Source organism: Brevibacterium renqingii (genome assembly GCF_017808105.1).
Classification (GTDB): Bacteria; Actinomycetota; Actinomycetes; order Actinomycetales; family Brevibacteriaceae; genus Brevibacterium; species Brevibacterium renqingii.
In genome coordinates, this window is the sequence record NZ_JADBHF010000004.1 from 56,907 (window position 1) to 75,555 (window position 18,649).

Consider the following 18,649-nt stretch of genomic DNA (forward strand, 5'->3'; position numbering starts at 1 on the left):
GTCAGTCCTGAACCCGAGCCCGCATGAGCACGGCCGCGGCACCGGGGTAATAGTCCGGCCGTCTCCCCCATTCCTCGAAGCCGAGGGAGGAGTACAGGGCCAGCGCTGCGAAGTTGCGCTCGTCGACCTCGAGGTGGACGACTTCGGCTCCTCGTTCCCTGGCCCAGTCGAGGCCGGCCAGGAGCAGTGCCCGGCCGATGCCCTTGCCGCGTGCCGCCTCGGTGGTCGCGATCGTCATCACATCGGCTTCGCCGCCGGCCGCGGACATGACGATCCACCCGACCAGCTCCCCCGCCGAGGCGGACGTGCCCACAGCCTGGTCCGCGTCATTCCCCGTCCCCGGCTCGGTCCTGGCCGCGAGCATGACCGTGCCGTTCTGCGCCTTGACCGACCAGTAGTAGCGAAGCGTCCATGCGGTGGGCCCGAAGACCTCCGCATCATGGGCGGCGACCTCGGCGAGATCCCACCAGGGCAGCTCGGCGATGGTCGTCTCGGAAGTCATCTCAGCGAACTCTCGCGCACCGGAGCGGCCTTCGCGTCGGGTTCGCGCAGGTATTCGGGGACCGGTTCGCCCAGCTGCCTGCCGGCGGCGAGTTCGCGGGCGGCGGCGAGAGCGAGGAACTCGGCGCGCGGGTCCGAGATCTCCTCCTGTGTCGGAGCGCCGAGAACATCGGCATAGAGGAGGAACCCGCGTCCGCACCGCTCGCCGATCGGCGTGAGACCAGCGGTCGGAGAAGCCTCTCCGGCGGGGTCGGGCCGCTCGAGGCCGAAGCCGTGGTCGGCGAGCACCGAGGCGACCTCATCGGGCCGGGCCACGAAGGGACCGGAGCTCAGAGTGGCCTCGGCGGAGTCGTAGACGCTGAAGTACACCTCTCTGCGCCGGGCGTCGGAGGCGATGAGCACCGGACGGCCGGAGGCAGCGGACGCGTCTGCAGACGACGCTGCGACACCGGTTCCGGCCGCGTCCGCCCGCCCGGTCCGCACCAGCTGTGCGGCGATCGCGGCGTGGGAGAGCAGACCTCTGACTGGGATGCCGCGGGCCTGCCCGACCGCGATTCCCGCGGCGATGCCCACGCGCAGGCCGGTGAACGGGCCGGGCCCGATGCCGACGACGACGAGGTCGGGACGGGCATCGGCGGCGAGCACTCGGGCGAGCGCCGGCCCGATGAATTCGACGTGCCGGCGTCGGTCATCGGCGGCTTCGGCGGCGATGACCTCACCGGAGTCCGTGTCCACGAGCGCCACGGACGCCGCCTGCGAGGTGTCGATGCTGAGAATGATCATGGTCTCTCTCCCCCGGTCGTCATGCCTTCGACTGCTGTGATCGCCGCGTGCAGCCGCGGCAGCCGCTCGGCCCATGAGGTGCCGTGGCCGGTGAGGTCGACGGTGCGTCGTTCGTCCTCGGCCTCCTCGTCCTCGGCGTCGTCGGCCGCCTCACCGTCCGTCTGAGCGTCGGTCTGCCTCTGCGTGCCGGAGCCGCCGGCGGCCGCATCGCTGGGCTCGTCAGACTGCACCGGGGCGATGGTGATCTCGAGATAGTCGCTGCTCAGCTGCTCGGCCATCCCGGCACCCCATTCGACGACGGTGATCGATTCGTCGAGTTCGGAGTCGAGGTCGAGGTCCTCGAGTTCCTCACCGTCGGCGAGCCGGTAGGCGTCGACGTGGACGAGGGCGGGACCTCCGGCCCGTGACGGGTGTTCGCGGGCGATGATGAATGTCGGCGAGGTGATCCGCCCGGCCACGTCGAGGGCCGCGCCCAGGGACTGGGTGAAGGTCGTCTTGCCGGCACCGAGGTTGCCCGTGAGGATGAGCAGGTCTCCGGCCTGCAGATGTCCGGCCAGCACCTCGGCGACGGTGCGCATCTGCTCCAGCGATTCGATCTCGACTCTCATCGTCCGCCTCCTTCCGTCACGTCCGTGCTCTCGTCCCGCACGCAGCGGTGGACGCGGGCGCTGAGCTGGGTGACGATCTCGTAGTTGATCGTGTCCGCCCAGGTCCCCCATTCGGCCGCGCTGGGGCCGCCGGGGCCGAAGATGACGACCTCGTCGCCGATGGCGACTTCGTCGTTTCCGGCACCGATGTCGATGATCATCTGATCCATGGCGATGCGTCCGACGACGGGATAGCGGCGGCCGCGGATGGCCACCTCGGCGCGATTCGATGCCGCCCGGGGAAGACCGTCACCGTATCCGCCGGGCACGAGCGCGAACCGGGTGTCCGTCGCGGCCGTGAAGGTCAGCCCGTAGGAGGCGCCGTGACCTGCGGGGATGTCCTTGAGGTTGATGACCGTGGACAGCAGCCGCAGGGCCGGTCGCAGCCCGAGCGCCTCCGAATCCGTTCCCTCGAGCGGGGAGAGACCGTAGAGCGCCAACCCCACCCGCGCCGAGGTGCCCGGACAGGGGCCCAGGGTGAGCGCGCCCGGTGAGTTCGCGATATGCACGTCGAGGGCCTCCGAATCGCCGAGGCGACCGTCGGCGGCGTCGAGGACCGCCCGAAGCTGCCCGTGAGCGGAGGAGAAGACCGCACTCTGCGCGGCGGTCTCGGGGCGTTCGGGTTCGTCGGCGACCGCGAAGTGGCTCATGATGCCGACGACGCGGATGTCCGGGCATCCGTCCTCAGCGGCCCGGCGCAGCCATTCGAAGGCACGGACCAGCGCATCCGGAGCGAGTCCGTTGCGGCCCAGCCCGGTGTCGATCTTGAGGTGGAGCCGGGCCGTCGTGCCCGTGCGCTGGGCCGCGGCGGCCAGACGATCGAGGCTGGCGACCGTCGAGACGCCGAGTTCGATGCCTGCCCGCACCGCCTCGTCGAGGTCGGTGGTCGGCCCGTAGAGCCAGGCGAGGATCTCGGCCTCGGGACCGAGCAGGCTGCGCAGCTCCAGGGCCTCGGGGATCGTGGCCACACAGAACTCGCGCCGACCGGCCGCGAAGAGGGCAGGGGCGACGATGTCGACTCCGTGACCGTAGGCATTGGCCTTGACGACGCATTTGAGACGGGCGGGGGCGAGCTGCGAGGCCAGTGCTGCGGCATTGTCGCGCAGGGCCGCCTCGTCGATCTCCGCCCGCACCAGCGCCTCGGGAATGTCGAAAGATGTCACTGGACAAGAGTACCGCCGACACCTCTGACCGGTCTGTATCGGGACCCCGGAGCCGGCCGTGGCCTCCGTTACGATGAACCCCCGCGGCCACGGGCGATCCTGCCGGCGGCCGCGGACGCAATTGACGACGAAGGAGACAGTCATGCACACCAGCACATCCGCTCGCACCCTGGCCATGGTGCTCGTGACCGCGCTGTTCGCCGCGGTCCTCACCCTCGCCTCGGGTGCCGGGGCCGCCTCGGCGGCGGCGAAGCACTGCACCGGCATCGAATCGAACTCGAAGGTCACGGCGGCGAAGGCCATCGAGGTCAGACAGCGCTCGACGGTCACCGCCGACATCTATCTGTGCCGCAAGTCCGGCAGCCGTTATGTGCGCGACAGCGGTCCGTTCAAAGCCCGGCTCGGGTACAACGGGACGACGGCGGACAAGCGCGAAGGCGACGGCAAGACCCCGAAGGGTGTGTTCTGGATGCGCGAGGGCTTCGGCACGTCGAGCAATCCCGGTCTGCAGAAGCCCTGGACGAAGGTCACCCGTGACCATGTCTGGGTCGACGGTGATGCGACCAAGGCGGAAGGCTACAACACGATGCAGCTGAAGTCCGAGGGGTATACGGGCGAATCGCTCTATCAGCCCAAACCGTACAAGTACGCCCAGGTCATCGGGTACAACGAGGCTCGCACTCCGGGCAAGGGTTCGGCGATCTTCCTCCATGCGAACACCGAGTCGATGAAGACCGCCGGGTGCGTGTCGATGTATGAGGCCAGCCTCGTCAAGGCGATGAAGTGGGAGGGGGCGACGAAGACGCAGATCGTCATCCACTGAGGATGCGCTCGGGCCGGGGCGGGCGGGTGGCTGGGCCTGCCCCGGCCCGCCCTCGTGGGAGTGAGCCTCAGTCCTGGCCGTGGATGAGAGCGTCGACCACCTCGGCGAGGGCGTCGGCGATTCCGGAGGCGTTGATCGCCCGCCGTCCGGCGGCATTGTGGATCAGCACGGCGAGTCCGGCCAGGCGAGCCCATTGATGCGACAGCAGCGACCGATCATCGCTGCTGTAGCGGCTGCGGGCCGAGGCGATCGCGAAGAGCGCGCCGAGCACCCCGGCCAGCACATCGCCGGCTCCCGCCGTGGCCAGGCTCGCCGGCCCCGGTTCGGGCAGCACCGTATGCCCATCGGGGGCGGCGATGACCGTGTGGTGGCCCTTGAGCAGGACGATCGCTCCGGTCAGCTCCGCTGCCTGCCGGGCCCAGCCGAGCGGATCCTGACCGATCCGACCGGCCGTGATGATCTCGCCGAGGAGGCGGCTGAGCAGCCGCGCCAGCTCTGCGGCGTGCGGGGTGATGAGGAGGGGACGATCGCCCAGCCAGGTGTCGGCCATCGTCTCGGCGCGTCCGACCATGTCGAGGCCGCCCGCGTCGATGACGACCGGGATCGTGGTGCCTGTCAGCGCGTCGATGACGGGTTGGAGGAATTCGGGTTCGGGATCTCCTGGGCCGAGGACGACCGCGTCGACCCGGCCGGAGGCGGTGACCACCTCGGGGTGCAGGCCGATGACGAATTCGGCCACGGCCGCAGACCCGAGGCAGCGAACCATGCCGGCCCCCGAATTCACCGCCGAAGTTGTCGTGAGCACGCCGGCACCCGGATACTCCTCCGACCCGGCCAGCACCCCGGCGACCCCCCGCGAGTATTTGTGCCCGTCGTCTGCGGGGCGGGGGAAGCCGGTGACGAGGTCGCCCTCGTCGAGCAGCTCTGCAGTCGCCAGCTCCGGGTCGAGGTCGAGTCCGATGTCGATGACGTCGATGGCGCCGGTGAATGCGCTCACTCGCGGATCGACGAGTTCGGCCTTGAGGCCGCCGAAGGTCACGGTCCGGTCGGCGTGGATCCGCTGCTCGGCGCCGGCGGTTTCGGGGCTGAGATCGGACGGCACGTCGACGGCGATGAGACGGCCCCTGCGATGCGGAGCCCAGGCGGCGATGAGTCCGGCGATGTGCTCGGGCAGGCCTCTCCTGCCGCCCGTGCCGAGGATGCCGTCGAGGACGAGATCGGCGCGCGTCAGCTCCCGCAGCGCTTCGGCGTGGTCGGGGTCGGCGGGGCCGGCGGCAGTCGCCTCGGCGGGGTCGGCGGCGAAGGCGATGACCTGGGCCCCGCTGCGGCGGGCGGCGGCCAGCCCCTCGGCGTGCGTATGCTCGAAGAGGGTGATGATCGTGACGGCCGCGCCCCGCCTGGCGAGAGCGGCCGCGGCGAGGAGAGCGTCCCCGGCGTTGTTGCCCGGGCCTGCCAGCACACAGACGCGCGAGCCGGTGACCCGGCCCCTGTCAGTCGCCAGCGTCTCTCCGGCGATGTTCGCCAGGGCGCGGGCCGCCCGGGCCATGAGAGCGACACCGGCTTCGAGAAGAGGCACCTCGGCCTCGCGGATGACCTCGCTCGGATAGGCGAACACACTCATCGACTGCTCCTTCACGTCTCGACGTTCTGCCTCAACCGTATGCCGTCTCCGGCGACAGCCCGATCAGTCCTCGGCCAGCTGCGCGAGTCTGCGCCCGGCCAGATGGGCGAGGAACAGAGCGTGGTCGGCCAGCCCGTCGTCGCTGTGGCGGGCACGCGGGGAATGGTTGGCCTCGCGCTCTGCGACCGGCAGGTTCGGCAGCGCCACACCGAAATGCCCATAGGCGCCGGGCACCTGGGCCAGCACGCGGGAGAAGTCCTCGGAGCCCGGGTGCGGGTTCGCTCTGCGCACCGCACGCTCGGGTCCGAAGAGGTCGGCGAAGGTGGACAGGAAGAACTCGGCCTCGGCATCGTCGTTGATCGTCGGCGGCAGGACGGACTCGTAGTCGACATCGGCATTGAGACCGTGCGCGGCGACGAGGTCGCGCACGAGCTGGGGCAGCTCCACCTCGGCGCGGGCGGTGACGGTTTCGGAGAAGGTGCGCACGCTCACGACGAGGGAGGCGCTGTCGGGGACGACGTTCGGTGCGGTGCCGCCGTTGAACTGGCCGACGGTGATGACGATCGGGTCGAAGATGTCGAAGCGGCGGGTGACGTACTCCTGGAGCTGGCCCACAAGCATGGCACCGACCTGGATCGGGTCCTTGCCGGTGGCCGGGCGGGAGGCGTGGGTGCCCTTGCCGGTCACCGTGATCGTCATCTTCGAGAACGCCGCCATATAGGGCCCCGGACGGCTGAAGGCCACACCGAGGTCGGCGTCGGCGGAGACGTGGATGCCGAAGGCGGCTTTGACGCGTGGGCCGGCGGCGTCGAGGACGCCTTCGCCGATCATCTTCCCGGCCCCGTCATAGCCTTCCTCACCCGGCTGGAACATGAAGACGACGTCGCCGGGCAGGGATTCGCGGTCCCGGTGGAGGAGTTTGAGGGCGCCGACGAGGCCTGCGGTGTGCAGATCGTGGCCGCAGGCGTGCATCCTGCCCGAGGTGGCCGCGAAGTCGAAGCCGGTGGCCTCGGTCACGGGCAGACCGTCCATGTCCCCGCGCAGGAGCACTGCGGGCACGACGCCGGTCGAATCCTTCCTCCGGGCGCCGCCGCGGAGCACGACGACGATGGAGGACAGGCCCTCTCCCGTGCTCACCTCGACGTCGAGGCCTTCGATGGCCTCACGCACGAGCTTCTGCGTGATCGGCAGGTCGAGGCCGAGCTCGACGTTCTCGTGCAGCTCTCGCCGGAGGGCGACCAGGCCGGGGGCGATGTCCGCGGCGTCGTCGGCGGTGGGCAGGTGGACGGAGGAGGCGACTGCCTCGGTGGGATCGGGAAGTGAGCTCATGATCCCTCAGTCTATGACTCCTGAGCTCAGGACGTCTGTTCCCGTCCGCCGTCCGGGCGGTACATCGAGTGGCTGAAGTGCTCGGCGATGCCTTCGATGCCGGGACTGAGCGACGGACCTTCGCCCTCGGCGATGACGAAGGTCATCGTCAGGTCCGCATCGTGGGTGATCGACAGGTGGATGTTCGTCCCGCCGATCCGCCTGAAGTGCTCGAGCACGAGCCCGCGCAGCCGGAAGGAGGGCGCACCGGAGCGGGCGGGCACCACCTCGGCGGACTGCCAGGGCAGCCAGCCGGGGAAGCCGATCGCCTTCTTCAGCGCCTCCTTCGCGGAGAACCGCGCGGCCAGGGAGGCATCGGTGCGGCGCTTGCCGTTGCGTTTGAGCTGTTCGGCAGGAGTCAGCAGCCGGTCGAGGAGTTCGGGCACGCGTTCGATGTGCTCGGCGAAGCGCGGCACATCGGCGATGTCGGTGCCGATTCCCAGAATGGCCATCGTCTCGTCCTTACTCGACGGTGACGGACTTCGCGAGGTTGCGCGGCTGGTCGACGTCGAGTCCCTTGGCCGTGGCCAGTTCCATCGCGAAGATCTGCAGCGGAACCGTCGTCAGCAGCGGAGCCATGAGCGTCGTGGTCTCCGGCACGGAGATGACCTCGGAGGCGAACTGGTCGACCTCTTCGTCTCCCTCCTCGGCGATGACGACGGTGTTCGCACCGCGGGCGCGGACCTCCTGGATGTTCGAGATGACCTTCGCGTGCAGCGAATCCCGGCCGCGCTTGGACGGCACGATGATGATGACGAGCTGGCCGTCGTCGATGAGTGCGATCGGTCCGTGCTTGAGCTCGCCGGCGGCGAAGCCCTCGGCGTGGATGTAGGCGAGCTCCTTGAGCTTGAGCGCTCCCTCCATCGCCACCGGATAGCCGACGTGACGGCCGAGGAACAGCACCGAGCCGACGTCCTGGTTGCGATCGGCCAGGGCGAGCACCTGCGATTTCGTCTCATCGAGGATGTGCTGGACCTTCTCGGGGATGGTCTGCAGCTCGGACAGGATGGTCGCGATCTCGTCGCGGAACTTGTTGCCGCGCAGCTGCGCGAGGTAGAGGCCGAGCAGGTAGCAGGCGACGACCTGGGACAGGAACGCCTTCGTCGAGGCGACGGCGATCTCCGGGCCGGCGTGCGTGTAGAGGGCGGCATCGGATTCGCGCGGAATCGTCGAGCCGAAGGTGTTGCAGATCGCGATGACCTTCGCGCCCTGCTGGCGGGCGTGGCGGACGGCCATGATCGTGTCCATCGTCTCGCCCGACTGCGAGATCGCCACGACGAGGGTCTTCTCGGTCACGACGGGGTCCCGGTAGCGGAACTCGTGCGCGAGTTCGACCTCGGTGGGGATGCGGCACCAGTGCTCGATCGCGTACTTCGCGACCTGACCGGCGTAGGCGGCGGTGCCGCAGGCGATGACGACGATCTTGTCGACGGACTTCAGCACCGACTCATCGATGTGCATCTCGTCGAGGGTCAGTCGCCCCTCGGTGTCGAGACGACCGAGCAGCGTATCGGCGATGGCCTGCGGCTGGTCGTGGATCTCCTTGTCCATGAAGGAGGCGTAGCCGCCCTTTTCCGCGGCCGCGGTGTCCCAGTCGACCTCGAAGCGCTCACCCTCGACAGGGTTGCCCTGGGTGTCGGTGATCACGACCTCGTCCGGAGTGATCGTCACGACCTCGTCCTGGCCGATCTCAACGGCCGTGCGGGTGTAGTCGATGAAGGCGGCGACATCGGAGCCGAGGAAGTTCTCCCCCTCGCCGAGGCCGATGACCAGCGGCGAGTTGCGGCGGGCGGCCACGACCTGTCCCGGCGCGTCGGCGTGGACGGCGAGCAGGGTGAACGCACCCTCGAGCTCGGTCGCGGTGATCCGCATCGCGGCGGTGAGGTCACCGATCTCGCGGTAGTTCTTGGCCAGCTGGGCGGCGGCGACCTCGGTGTCGGTCTCGGAGAGGAACTCGACGCCCTCGGCGACGAGGTCCTTCTTCAGGTGCGCGAAGTTCTCGATGATGCCGTTGTGGATGAGCGCGAGCTTGCCGCCGTCGGCCAGGTGCGGGTGGGCATTGACGTCGGTGGGGCCGCCGTGGGTGGCCCACCGCGTGTGGCCGATGCCGGTCTGCGCGGCCGGCAGCGGGTTGGCCTCGATCTCCTCGATCAGGGCGGAGAACTTCCCGGCCTTCTTCGCCGAGGCGAGCTCACCGTCAGCGGTGACGAGCGCGACCCCGGCCGAGTCGTAGCCGCGGTACTCGAGCCGCTTCAGGCCGCCGAGCACGACGTCGAGCGCCTGATGATCGGCATTGTCGATGGGGGCCTTGGATACATAGCCAACGATTCCACACATGAGGGAGATTTTACGCACTCGCGGCCGATCTCGCGCATTCCGGCGAGTCATGATCACGGCAACGTGATCAACTGCACGCGGTGGGGCACCCGTCGGGCCCGGCCTCGGCCCGGGCGGACGGGGTCGCGGCCCGGGCGCGTCTCACGGGCCGCCTCGGCGAGGGAAGCGAACATGACGCATGACACAATGGGGCGCATGAGCACAGTCGACCCCCAGCTGGACCGCGCGCGCCGGCTCGCCGGACTCAGCCCTGCCCGTCGCAGCGAACCCGACTCGACGTCCCCGTTCTGGGAGTTCGACCGTGAGGTCTGGGGCACGCTCGCCCAGGCCACTCCCCTGCCGCTGAAACAGCGCGACATCGAACGGCTGCGCGGCCTCGGCGATCGGATCAACCTCGACGAGGTGGCCCAGGTGTACCTGCCCCTGTCGCGACTGCTCAACCTCTACGTCTCGGCCAGACGGTCCAAACACGATATGACCCGGCAGTTCTTCTCGCCGCTGCACGAGCAGGGACTGGAGCCGCAGGACGCCAAGCGCACGCCCTTCGTCATCGGGGTGGCAGGCTCCGTGGCCGTCGGGAAGTCGACGACCGCACGCGTGCTGCGCGAACTGCTCGCCCGGTGGCCCGACACTCCCCGCGTCGAACTCATCACTACCGATGGGTTCCTCTACCCCAATGCCGAGCTCGCCCGCCGCCGCCTGACCGGCCGGAAGGGATTCCCCGAATCCTATGATCGGCGCAAACTGCTCAAGTTCATCTCCGCCGTCAAGGCCGGCTCCCCGGAAGTCCGAGCCCCCGTGTACTCCCACCACACCTACGACATCGTCCCCGGCGCCGAGGTGGTCGTCCGCTCCCCCGATGTCCTCATCGTCGAAGGCCTCAACGTCCTGCAGCCCGCACGCCCCCGTCAGGACGGCACCGTGGGGCTGGCGATCAGCGACTACTTCGACTTCTCCGTCTACGTCGACGCCCGCTCCCGGGACATCAAGCAGTGGTACGTCTCCCGCTTCCTCAAGCTCAAGCACGGTGCCTTCCAGGACGAGGACTCCTACTTCCACCGCTACTCACAGCTCGACGACGACGAAGCCGTCACCCTGGCCACGGAGATCTGGGACTCCATCAATTTCCCGAACCTGCGCGAGAACGTCCAGCCCAGCCGGGGCCGGGCCGACCTCGTGCTCCACAAGTCCGCCGATCACACGATCCGGAAAGTGCAGCTGCGCAAGCTGTGAGCCCGGCGCGGGGTCGAGGAAATAGTTTCGGCCCCTGAACAGTTGCACTGAGTGCATTGTTGTACTCTCCGTCGGAGAGCCACCCGCCTTCAGCGGCGATCGGATGCGGGCGAACCCTGCATCGACACGGGTGTGAGACCCGTGCGTGCTCGGTCGCATCGGCAGCAGAGCTTCGGCAGCAGAAAGGGACCCACTGTGAGTATGCCCTCCGCGCACCGTCTGATGTACTCCTCGGTCAAGAACCAGAAGACCCCCCAGACGACCATCCAACCGGGCATCTACCGGAGGATCGCCGCGTACGCGACGCGGCACAAGCGCAAGCTCATCGTCTTCCTCGTCCTCTCCGTCCTCACCGCGGGAATCGGCGTGCTCAACCCAGTTCTCGCCGGCGATGTCGTCAACGCGATCACCGGCGGCGGCCCCGTCTCAACTGTGGTGTGGCTGGCCGTGGCCATCGGCGGTCTGGCCATCGCCGACGCCGCGATCTCGATCACGAACAGGTATCTGTCCTCCCGCATCGGTGAGGGGCTGATCTTCGATCTGCGCACGGCGGTGTACGACCACGTCCAGTCGATGCCGATCGCCTTCTTCAACCGCACCCGCACCGGCGCTCTGGTCTCCCGGCTCAACACCGATGTCATCGGCGCCCAGCGGGCGTTCTCGAACACCCTGTCCGGAATCGTGTCGAACTTCGTGTCCCTGGCACTGACCGTGGGCGTCATGGTCACGATCTCCTGGCAGGTGACCGTGATGTCGATCCTGCTGCTGCCCCTGTTCATCATTCCCACCCGCCTGCTCAGCGGGAAGCTCGCCGCTCTGCAGTTCGAAGCCGCGAACAACTCCGCGGACATGTCGACGCGGATGACCGAGAGGTTCTCAGCCGCCGGTGCCACACTCATCAAACTCTTCGGCAATCCCCGCAAGGAGAATGAGGAGTTCGCCGATCGTGCCGGACAGGTCCGCGACATCGGGGTGAAGGTCGCAATGCTGCAGTCGACGTTCGTATCCTCGCTGACGTTGGTCTCCGCCTTGGCGCTTGCCCTGGTCTACGGTGTCGGCGGTGCGCAGGCCGTGCTCGGCAACCTCAACGCGGGTCAGGTCGTGACCCTGGCGCTGCTGCTGACCAGGCTCTACACTCCCCTGACGATGCTCGCCAATGCCCGCCTGGACATCCAGAGCGCGGTCGTATCGTTCCAGCGCGTGTTCGAGATCCTCGACCTCGTGCCGTACTTCAAAGAACCCGAGAAGCCGCGACGGCTGCCTGCCAGCGGTCTCGATGTGGTCTTCGATCACGTCGACTTCGCCTACCCCAGCGCCGAACAGGTCAGCCTGGCCAGCCTCGAAGACGTCTCCGTGCTCGATTCCCGAGGCGGCGACGAGGTCATCCATGATCTGAGCTTCACGATTCCCGCCGGGCACACCGTCGCCCTCGTCGGTTCATCGGGGGCGGGGAAATCGACGATCGCTTCCCTGCTGCCGCGCCTCTACGACGTCACCGGCGGCACGATCAGCATCGGCGGAGTCGATGTGCGGGATCTGTCGTTCGCCGATCTGCGCGAGGCCGTCGGCGTCGTCACCCAGGACGGTCACGTCTTCCATGAGTCGATCCGTGCCAATCTCGCCCTCGTCAACCCCGACGCGACCGAGGGGCAGATGCGCGACGCGATCGATCGGGCGCAGCTGTCGAACGTCATCGCTGCGCTTCCCGATGGCTTGGACACGGTCGTGGGAGAGCGCGGGTACCGTCTGTCGGGAGGCGAGCGCCAGCGGCTGACCATCGCCCGGATGCTGCTCGCGTCCCCGGAGATCGTCGTCCTCGACGAGGCCACCTCGGCGCTGGATTCGACGAACGAGGCGGCGATCCAGCAGGCCCTGGCTCAGGCGATGCACGGTCGCACGGCACTGGTCATCGCGCACCGGCTCTCAACGATCCGGCAGGCCGACACGATCCTCGTCATCGAAGCCGGGCGCATCATCGAGTCCGGTTCCCACGATGAGCTCGTCGGCCGCGGCGGCCGCTATTCCGAGCTCTACGCCACCCAGTTCGCCTCGAGCTGATCCGGCCGGACCGACGCCGCAGCGTCAGTGACGCGGGGCTTTCGTGAGGTTCGTCGCGATCTTCCCCGTCTTCAGGGCGACCGCTACGCTGACCGCATGATTGTGCGCGTGATGGGGCGCGTGGAGGTCCTCCATGACGGTGTCGCCCGAGGGGTGCAGGGACGCACGCAGCGATCCCTTCTGTCTGTGCTGGTTCTCCGGCTGCGAGTGTGGACACCGGCCTCGCTCATGGTCGAGGCACTGTGGCCAGGCGATCAGTCCGAGCGTGCCTTCACGCGCCTGCACGTCCAGGTCCACCGACTGCGCCGCCAGCTGGGACACGGTGTCCTCATCAATTCGGCCAGCGGCTACCGACTCGACCTCACCCCGGAGGCCATCGACGCATGGCACTTCGAACGCAGTGCCCGCTCCGCCCTCGCCGAGGCTTCGCCCACCCACGATCTCGGCGCCCTCCGACGACTCGAGGCTGCCGCATCACTGTGGGACGGTGAGCCGTTTCCCGGTGTCGAACTTCCAGACACCGTGACGTGGCAGTCCGAGCTGGCAGACCTGTACGCGCGAGTGCAGGTCAAGCGCGCCGAGTTCCACTTGGAGTTCGGCGACGGACGCGCGGCGCTCGATCTGGCCACACAGCTGTCGCAGGAACAGCCGGAGAACGAACGCGCACAGGTTCTGCGGATGTCGGCCCTGCAGCAGACCGGGCAGGACGCTGAGGTGCACCGCGCCTTCGGTGAGGTGCACCGGGCGCTGACCGATCTGGGCGTGGACCCGGGCCCGGACCTGCTCGACGCCCACCGCGCTCTGGCCTGCAGCCGGGAAGCGGAGATCCGATCCGAACTGACGGTCGTCGATGCTGCCGGTGATCTGATTCCCTCCAGCGAGAACCCGACCGACCCGAGCATGCGCGGATCGGCGCTGCGCCGCGAGCTCGCCTACCTCCTCATGGGCAAGGGACGCCACAGCGAGGCGCTGACGCTGCTCGAGCGCCTGGAGGCCCTCCACTCGGGGCTCGGGCATGAGAACACGTGCGCGCTCCTGCTCCGGGACATGGTCGCGGTCATGGGACTGACCGGGGATCTGCGCCGTGCCCTGCGACTCCTCGGTGCGGCGTCGAGACTCGACGAACGGACGACGGGGACCGACGCGATGCTGCGCATCATCCGGGCTCTCGTCCTCACCCATATGCGTCGTCTCAGTCGTGCCGAGGACTCGCTCATGGCCGCCGGCGAACCGACCGGAACACAGCCCCGACAGGTGATGTGGTGGCGGACCCGCAGTCAGATCGACAGGCGGGCCGGTCGACCCCGCGACGCCGTGGCCGGAGCACTCAGAGCCTGGGGCATCGGCCGAGAGGCCGGCACCGAGGTCGACCTCGGCCCGGTTCTGCTCGATGTCGCCTGCTCGATGCGTGATGCAGCCGAGGTGGAATGCTTCGACTGGTACCGCACGGTCCTGCGACACGCTCACACCGCGATGCGCGTGCCCCTGGCCGCAAGCGCGCATGCGTCGATGGCGAAGGCCCATCTGCTGTGGGGCAGCCCGGAGACGGCGGCCGTGCACTCACGTGCGGGCCTCGAACTTGCGCAGTGGTCGGGATGCTGGCTGTTCGCCGGCCGGGCCGCCGACCGCCTCGCCGAGGCGGAGGAGCACTTGGGTGAGGCGTCCTCCGCCCTTCGCCACCGGTATGAGGCACAGTCCTTCTACCGCCGCATCGACTTCCCCGCACCGATCGGGTTCGGCAGCGGATCGGAGGCCTATGCGGTGCTCACGGCTGCGCCGGCGGCACGGGGTGATTGGCCGCGAACACATTCCCGGGGTCGTAGGCGCTCTTGACGCGGGTGAGCGTCAGCCATTCGCGCTCCCCGTAGTTGTCACCGACATCGACCGGCGCCTCGGCGAAGTTGAGGTATCTGCGTCCGGTGCTCCAGGGCGACAGGCTTCGGACGAGTTGAGCGGCGTCCATCCGCCCGCGGGCCTCGTTCTCGGCAGTCTCTGCGATCGCCGCGGCGAAGAGCAGGAACCTCCCGTCAAGGCGACTGAGCGCACCGCCGTCGGGGTGTCTGCGCGCCAGGGCTCCCCCGAGCTGTCGCAGCTCGGCCGAGAGCAGGGAGTGCTCGGTGCCGGGCCCGACCCGGGCGAGGAACGCATCGACGGCTTCATCCGTCAGTCGTCCCAGCAGGGCCGTGTTCGCGGTGACCGGAGTCGGGCCCAGGGGTCCATATGGAGTCGTGCGATCGAGCTGGGCGGCACCTGCGCGAAGGTGTCGACTCGCGGCGACAGCTGCCTGAGAGGAGCGAGGATGCTCGCCGCACGGCCTTCGTCGGCCAGGACGGCGCCGTCCATGCAGACGACCGGACGGCCGCCCACTTCTTCGGGATGTCCGGGGACTGAGGGAGGTTGAGGATGCGCATCGACGTGGTGATCTCCTCGGGGGCCTCAGGAGCCCATTCGGCCCAGGCCCTCACAACCCGCTCGGCATCGTCGATGTCCCAGACCATCATTCCCGCATGCACGGTGGCCAGTGGGTAGAGCGAGAACTCGAAGGAGGTGACGATGCCGAAGCTGCCGCCCCCTCCGCGCAGGGCCCAGAACAGGCTCTGATGCTGTGTGCGGTCGGCACGAACCAGTTGGCCATCGACCAGGACGATCTCGACGGCCGTGAGACTGCTGGTGGCCATTCCCAGTCGGCGCGCGTACAGGAAGATCCCACCGCCGAGCAGGTATCCGCCCACTCCGACGTCGGGCGAGGATCCGTGCAGGCAGGCCAGTCCATGAGCCCCGGCGGCGTCGATGACGTCACCCCACAGAGCTCCTCCCTGCACCTTCGCCATGGCGGTCGACGGATCGACCTCGACCGCGGTCATGGAAGAGAGCTTGACGAGGACGGTCGATGTGAGGTCATGTCGGACCAGTGGGCCCGCGTTGTGGCCCGTGCTCACCGGAGCGACCTTCAGCCCGAGCTTTCGTGACGCGGTGACGACGGCAGACACCTCGGCGGCGGTGGTCGGTTCCGCGATCGCTGCGGGAAGCAGATCGACGGCGGTGTTCCACAGTCTTCTGGCCTCGTCGTACGCGGGATCGCCGGGGAGGTGGATCGTCACCGGCCCGACCATCGCGGCGAGTTCGGCGGCGGAATCGGTCGTATCCTCACGTGCGGCATCGGTGAGGACCGGCTGGGATTGCAGAGTCATGGATCTCCGATCGTTGGAAGATGTGAGGGTTTCGCACCAACGACGCTCGACTCATCCGCCGTTGGATGTGTCGATGCTCCCAGCCTGCGCTTACATCTGACTTACCCCGACCCGGAGTCCCACGTCGGTCAAGGGTTCGCTCGGATATCGCGCGTTCAAAACGCAGCACATCCGAGCGAACCCTTGATCGAGCGGCGGAGCGGGCAGAGCGGCAGAACGCGCTAGAGCGCCAGATGCTCCTTGACGGTGGCGGCGAGCCGCTCGGCCTGAGCCGAGGCGGTGTCCTCCGTGGCCGCCTCGACCATGACGCGAATGAGCGGTTCGGTGCCCGAGGCGCGCAACAGCACCCGACCGGTGTCGGCGAGCTCGGCCTCGACGGCTGCCACCTCGGCGGCGACCTGCGGATGATCGAACCCGTGCTTGTCCACGCCCTTGACGTTGACGAGGGCCTGCGGCAGCTGCGGGATCTCGGCGGCGAGGTCGGCCAGGGTGCGCTTGGCATCGGCCATGCGCTTCATCAGGTGCAGGGCCGTCTGCACACCGTCTCCGGTCGTGCCGTGGTCGAGCATGAGCACATGGCCGGACTGCTCGCCTCCGAGGACGTAGCCGTCGGCGAGCATCCGCTCGAGCACGTAGCGATCACCGACAGACGTCTGCACGGTCGCGATGCCGTACCTGTCCATCGCCTGCTTGAGACCGAGGTTCGACATGACGGTGGTGACGAGGGTGTTGCCCTTGAGTTCGCCGAGCTCCTTGAGCCCGATCGCGAGGATGCCCATGACCTGGTCGCCGTTGACGACACGTCCGCGGGAGTCCACGGCCAGGCAGCGGTCGGCATCGCCGTCGAAGGCCACGCCGAGGTCCGACTGGGTTTCGACGACGAGGCGCTGCAGCGGTTCGAGATGAGTCGAGCCGACTCCGTCATTGATGTTGAAGCCGTCGGGCTCGGCGGCGGAGACGATCACCTCGGCGCCGGCCTGACGCAGAGCGGCCGGACCGACGATGGATGCGGCACCGTGGGCGCAGTCGACGACGACCTTGAGGCCGGACAGCGGACGTGTCCCCTCAGCGCCGAGGGAGGCCACGAGGTGTTCGGTGTATTCGTCGGCGGCGGCCGGGTAGCGGGAGATGTGCCCGACGGACTCGCCGATCGGGCGCTCCCACTCCTCGTCGAAGATCGCGAGGATCTCGTCCTCGATCGCGTCGTCGAGCTTCGTGCCGCCGGCGGCGAAGAACTTGATGCCATTGTCGGGCATCGGGTTGTGCGAGGCGGAGATGACGACGCCGAAGGCGGCACCGGTGTCCTTGACCACCTGGGCGATGCCCGGGGTCGGCAGCATCCCGGCGTCGAGCACGTCGACCCCGGTCGAGGCGATGCCGGCGCTGAGCGCGGCGGAGAGGAATTCGCCGGATACACGCGTGTCACGCCCAACGACCGCGAAGGGTCGCCTCTCGCCCGTCCAGCCGCGGCTGAGCACGCGTGATCCTGCGACGGAGAGCTGCAGCGCCAATTTCGCCGTGATGTCGCGATTGGCCAGACCGCGCACTCCGTCGGTACCGAATAGTCGAGACATGTGGGGTTCCTTTCGTTTGTCGGAGTCGATCTTAGTCGATTCCCGCGCCGAGTCCGGATATGAGAAAAGCGGCCCCGAACCAGGTTCGGGGCCGCTTTCGCACGTTCGTCGAACTGAACTGTCGATGACTGCGACTCAGTGGCAGACCAGCCGCAGCTTCTCGAACAGGTCGATCAGCGCTTCGAGAACTGAGGTGCCTTGCGGGCCTTCTTGAGACCGGCCTTCTTGCGCTCGGGGACGCGAGCGTCGCGGCTCAGGTAACCGGCCTTCTTCAGCTCGGCGCGGTTGGACTCCGCGTCGATCTGGTTGAGCGAGCGAGCCACGCCCAGGCGGACGGCGCCGGCCTGTCCGGAGGGTCCACCGCCGGAGATCCGCACGACGACGTCGAAACGTCCGTTCAGGTCCAGCAGGGTGAAGGGCTCGTTGACGAGCTGCTGGTGCAGCTTGTTCGGGAAGTACTCTTCGAGAGTACGTCCGTTGATGGTCCACTCGCCGGTGCCCGGGATGAGGCGGACGCGAGCAACGGCCTGCTTGCGGCGGCCCACTCCGTTGCCGGGAGCGGTCAGGGACTGTCCGCGTCCACCGGCGGTGCTTTCGCCCAGGCCGGCAGATGCGGGAGTCTCGGAAGTGTATTCGGTCGCGATCTCTTCGTCGACAACGTCGGTCGCGTTAGTGGTGTCAGCCACGGTTCTCCTCGGGATGTCTAGAGCTCAGGCGCTTACTGCGCGACCTGGCTGAGTTCGTACGGCTGCGGATTCTGAGCGGCGTGCGGGTGCTCGGCACCTGCGTAGACCTTCAGCTTCTGCATCTGGGCACGTCCGAGACGATTCTTCGGAACCATGCCGGCGACAGCCTTCTCGACTGCACGCTCGGGATGGGTGGCGAGAAGCTCGGCGTAGTTCACGCTCTTGAGGCCACCGGGGTATCCGGAGTGGCGGTAAGCGCGCTTCTTCTCGAGCTTCGCACCGGTCAGCGCGACCTTGTCGGCGTTGATGATGATGACGAAGTCGCCGGTGTCGACATTCGGAGCAAAGGTGGTCTTGTGCTTGCCGCGCAGGAGGCGTGCAACCTGCGAAGCAAGGCGACCGAGCACCTGGTCAGTGGCGTCGATGACGTGCCACTGGCGCTCGATGTCACCGGGCTTGGGTGTGTACGTACGCAAAAGTAGCCTTCTTTTCGTATCTTCTTCAAATGCAGCGCCGGGTCCCGGGCGGGTCGTGAGTCCACTGGGCCTCGAGCACTGGTTGTCTTCAATCGGATGAGCCTGCCAACGCCTTCCCCTCACCTACGGGCCTGCAACGCATGAGGCTATGTAAGGGAGTGCGACAGACACACACAACGACAATCAAA

The 18,649-nt window shown here is 68.1% G+C and carries 17 protein-coding genes; 4 read left to right on the plus strand and 13 right to left on the minus strand.

From position 1 onward, the window contains the following. Window position 1 precedes the first annotated feature (1 nt). Genes IHE57_RS05550 through alr form a run of 4 tightly spaced genes read right to left on the minus strand, consistent with a single transcriptional unit; the run spans window position 2 to window position 3,094 of the window. Window positions 2-502, minus strand: a complete 501-nt coding sequence (locus tag IHE57_RS05550; protein ID WP_209371454.1) for a GNAT family N-acetyltransferase — start codon at window positions 500-502, stop codon at window positions 2-4. After that, window positions 499-1,284 (minus strand): tRNA (adenosine(37)-N6)-threonylcarbamoyltransferase complex dimerization subunit type 1 TsaB, encoded by a 786-nt coding sequence (gene tsaB / locus IHE57_RS05555; RefSeq protein WP_209371458.1) that lies wholly within the window; start codon window positions 1,282-1,284, stop codon window positions 499-501. Before tsaB ends, IHE57_RS05550 begins: the two co-directional genes overlap by 4 nt. Then, complete coding sequence (gene tsaE, locus IHE57_RS05560; protein WP_209371467.1) at window positions 1,281-1,892, minus strand: tRNA (adenosine(37)-N6)-threonylcarbamoyltransferase complex ATPase subunit type 1 TsaE; 612 nt, start codon at window positions 1,890-1,892, stop codon at window positions 1,281-1,283. The genes tsaB and tsaE overlap by 4 nt, the downstream gene beginning before the upstream one ends. After that, window positions 1,889-3,094 carry an alanine racemase gene (gene alr, locus IHE57_RS05565; RefSeq protein WP_366933862.1) on the minus strand — a complete coding sequence of 402 codons (1,206 nt, stop codon included), beginning with the start codon at window positions 3,092-3,094 and terminating at the stop codon, window positions 1,889-1,891. The genes tsaE and alr overlap by 4 nt, the downstream gene beginning before the upstream one ends. Window positions 3,095-3,236: 142 nt before the next feature. Here alr and IHE57_RS05570 point away from each other — a divergent pair, with 142 nt between their 5' ends. Then, window positions 3,237-3,917: a hypothetical protein gene (locus IHE57_RS05570; RefSeq protein WP_209371470.1), complete on the plus strand. Its 681-nt coding sequence runs from the start codon at window positions 3,237-3,239 to the stop codon at window positions 3,915-3,917. Window positions 3,918-3,984: 67 nt separating this feature from the next. Here IHE57_RS05570 and IHE57_RS05575 read toward each other — a convergent pair whose 3' ends face one another. From IHE57_RS05575 to glmS, 4 genes are all read right to left on the minus strand, one after another. Further along, the gene (locus tag IHE57_RS05575; RefSeq protein WP_209371472.1) at window positions 3,985-5,538 is read right to left on the minus strand and encodes a bifunctional ADP-dependent NAD(P)H-hydrate dehydratase/NAD(P)H-hydrate epimerase; all 1,554 of its coding nucleotides are present in this window, start codon (window positions 5,536-5,538) and stop codon (window positions 3,985-3,987) included. A gap of 63 nt (window positions 5,539-5,601) precedes the next feature. Further along, window positions 5,602-6,867: a M20 metallopeptidase family protein gene (locus IHE57_RS05580; protein ID WP_209371475.1), complete on the minus strand. Its 1,266-nt coding sequence runs from the start codon at window positions 6,865-6,867 to the stop codon at window positions 5,602-5,604. Window positions 6,868-6,893: 26 nt separating this feature from the next. After that, window positions 6,894-7,358, minus strand: coding sequence for a holo-ACP synthase (locus IHE57_RS05585; RefSeq protein ID WP_209323506.1), 465 nt, complete (start codon window positions 7,356-7,358; stop codon window positions 6,894-6,896). A gap of 10 nt (window positions 7,359-7,368) precedes the next feature. Further along, entirely contained in the window at window positions 7,369-9,243 is a 1,875-nt protein-coding gene (glmS, locus tag IHE57_RS05590; RefSeq protein WP_209371477.1) for a glutamine--fructose-6-phosphate transaminase (isomerizing), read from the minus strand. A gap of 195 nt (window positions 9,244-9,438) precedes the next feature. Between glmS and coaA the strand changes: the two genes are divergently transcribed. The 3 genes from coaA (at window position 9,439) to IHE57_RS05605 (ending at window position 14,367) form a co-directional block, all read left to right on the plus strand. Next, complete coding sequence (coaA, locus tag IHE57_RS05595; RefSeq protein ID WP_209323508.1) at window positions 9,439-10,476, plus strand: type I pantothenate kinase; 1,038 nt, start codon at window positions 9,439-9,441, stop codon at window positions 10,474-10,476. 195 nt (window positions 10,477-10,671) lie between these two features. Beyond that, on the plus strand, window positions 10,672-12,534 hold the full coding sequence (locus tag IHE57_RS05600; RefSeq protein WP_436627483.1) for an ABC transporter ATP-binding protein: 1,863 nt from the start codon (window positions 10,672-10,674) through the stop codon (window positions 12,532-12,534). A 96-nt stretch (window positions 12,535-12,630) separates the two neighbouring features. Then, the gene (locus tag IHE57_RS05605; RefSeq protein ID WP_209371478.1) at window positions 12,631-14,367 is read left to right on the plus strand and encodes an AfsR/SARP family transcriptional regulator; all 1,737 of its coding nucleotides are present in this window, start codon (window positions 12,631-12,633) and stop codon (window positions 14,365-14,367) included. Here IHE57_RS05605 and IHE57_RS16870 read toward each other — a convergent pair. From IHE57_RS16870 to rplM, 5 genes are all read right to left on the minus strand, one after another. Next, entirely contained in the window at window positions 14,300-14,497 is a 198-nt protein-coding gene (locus IHE57_RS16870; protein WP_209371480.1) for a BBE domain-containing protein, read from the minus strand. The genes IHE57_RS05605 and IHE57_RS16870 overlap by 68 nt on opposite strands. A 193-nt stretch (window positions 14,498-14,690) precedes the next feature. Then, on the minus strand, window positions 14,691-15,725 hold the full coding sequence (locus IHE57_RS05615; protein ID WP_209371482.1) for an FAD-binding oxidoreductase: 1,035 nt from the start codon (window positions 15,723-15,725) through the stop codon (window positions 14,691-14,693). 221 nt (window positions 15,726-15,946) lie between these two features. Next, window positions 15,947-17,299, minus strand: coding sequence for a phosphoglucosamine mutase (glmM, locus tag IHE57_RS05620; RefSeq protein WP_209323512.1), 1,353 nt, complete (start codon window positions 17,297-17,299; stop codon window positions 15,947-15,949). 173 nt (window positions 17,300-17,472) lie between these two features. After that, window positions 17,473-17,985, minus strand: coding sequence for a 30S ribosomal protein S9 (gene rpsI, locus IHE57_RS05625; RefSeq protein ID WP_209323513.1), 513 nt, complete (start codon window positions 17,983-17,985; stop codon window positions 17,473-17,475). Between the two features lie 32 nt (window positions 17,986-18,017). Then, window positions 18,018-18,461, minus strand: coding sequence for a 50S ribosomal protein L13 (gene rplM, locus IHE57_RS05630; RefSeq protein ID WP_209323514.1), 444 nt, complete (start codon window positions 18,459-18,461; stop codon window positions 18,018-18,020). Between the last annotated feature and the right edge of the window lie 188 nt (window positions 18,462-18,649).

What these genes read in the sequence shown, in the direction of transcription:
- IHE57_RS05550 (WP_209371454.1), bottom strand. Translation starts at nt 502, where the DNA reads ATGACTTCCGAGACGACCATCGCCGAGCTGCCCTGGTGGGATCTCGCC.
- tsaB (WP_209371458.1), bottom strand. Translation starts at nt 1,284, where the DNA reads ATGATCATTCTCAGCATCGACACCTCGCAGGCGGCGTCCGTGGCGCTC.
- tsaE (WP_209371467.1), bottom strand. Translation starts at nt 1,892, where the DNA reads ATGAGAGTCGAGATCGAATCGCTGGAGCAGATGCGCACCGTCGCCGAG.
- IHE57_RS05570 (WP_209371470.1), top strand. Translation starts at nt 3,237, where the DNA reads ATGCACACCAGCACATCCGCTCGCACCCTGGCCATGGTGCTCGTGACC.
- IHE57_RS05575 (WP_209371472.1), bottom strand. Translation starts at nt 5,538, where the DNA reads ATGAGTGTGTTCGCCTATCCGAGCGAGGTCATCCGCGAGGCCGAGGTG.
- IHE57_RS05580 (WP_209371475.1), bottom strand. Translation starts at nt 6,867, where the DNA reads ATGAGCTCACTTCCCGATCCCACCGAGGCAGTCGCCTCCTCCGTCCAC.
- IHE57_RS05585 (WP_209323506.1), bottom strand. Translation starts at nt 7,358, where the DNA reads ATGGCCATTCTGGGAATCGGCACCGACATCGCCGATGTGCCGCGCTTC.
- glmS (WP_209371477.1), bottom strand. Translation starts at nt 9,243, where the DNA reads ATGTGTGGAATCGTTGGCTATGTATCCAAGGCCCCCATCGACAATGCC.
- coaA (WP_209323508.1), top strand. Translation starts at nt 9,439, where the DNA reads ATGAGCACAGTCGACCCCCAGCTGGACCGCGCGCGCCGGCTCGCCGGA.
- IHE57_RS05605 (WP_209371478.1), top strand. Translation starts at nt 12,631, where the DNA reads ATGATTGTGCGCGTGATGGGGCGCGTGGAGGTCCTCCATGACGGTGTC.
- IHE57_RS16870 (WP_209371480.1), bottom strand. Translation starts at nt 14,497, where the DNA reads ATGGACGCCGCTCAACTCGTCCGAAGCCTGTCGCCCTGGAGCACCGGA.
- IHE57_RS05615 (WP_209371482.1), bottom strand. Translation starts at nt 15,725, where the DNA reads ATGACTCTGCAATCCCAGCCGGTCCTCACCGATGCCGCACGTGAGGAT.
- glmM (WP_209323512.1), bottom strand. Translation starts at nt 17,299, where the DNA reads ATGTCTCGACTATTCGGTACCGACGGAGTGCGCGGTCTGGCCAATCGC.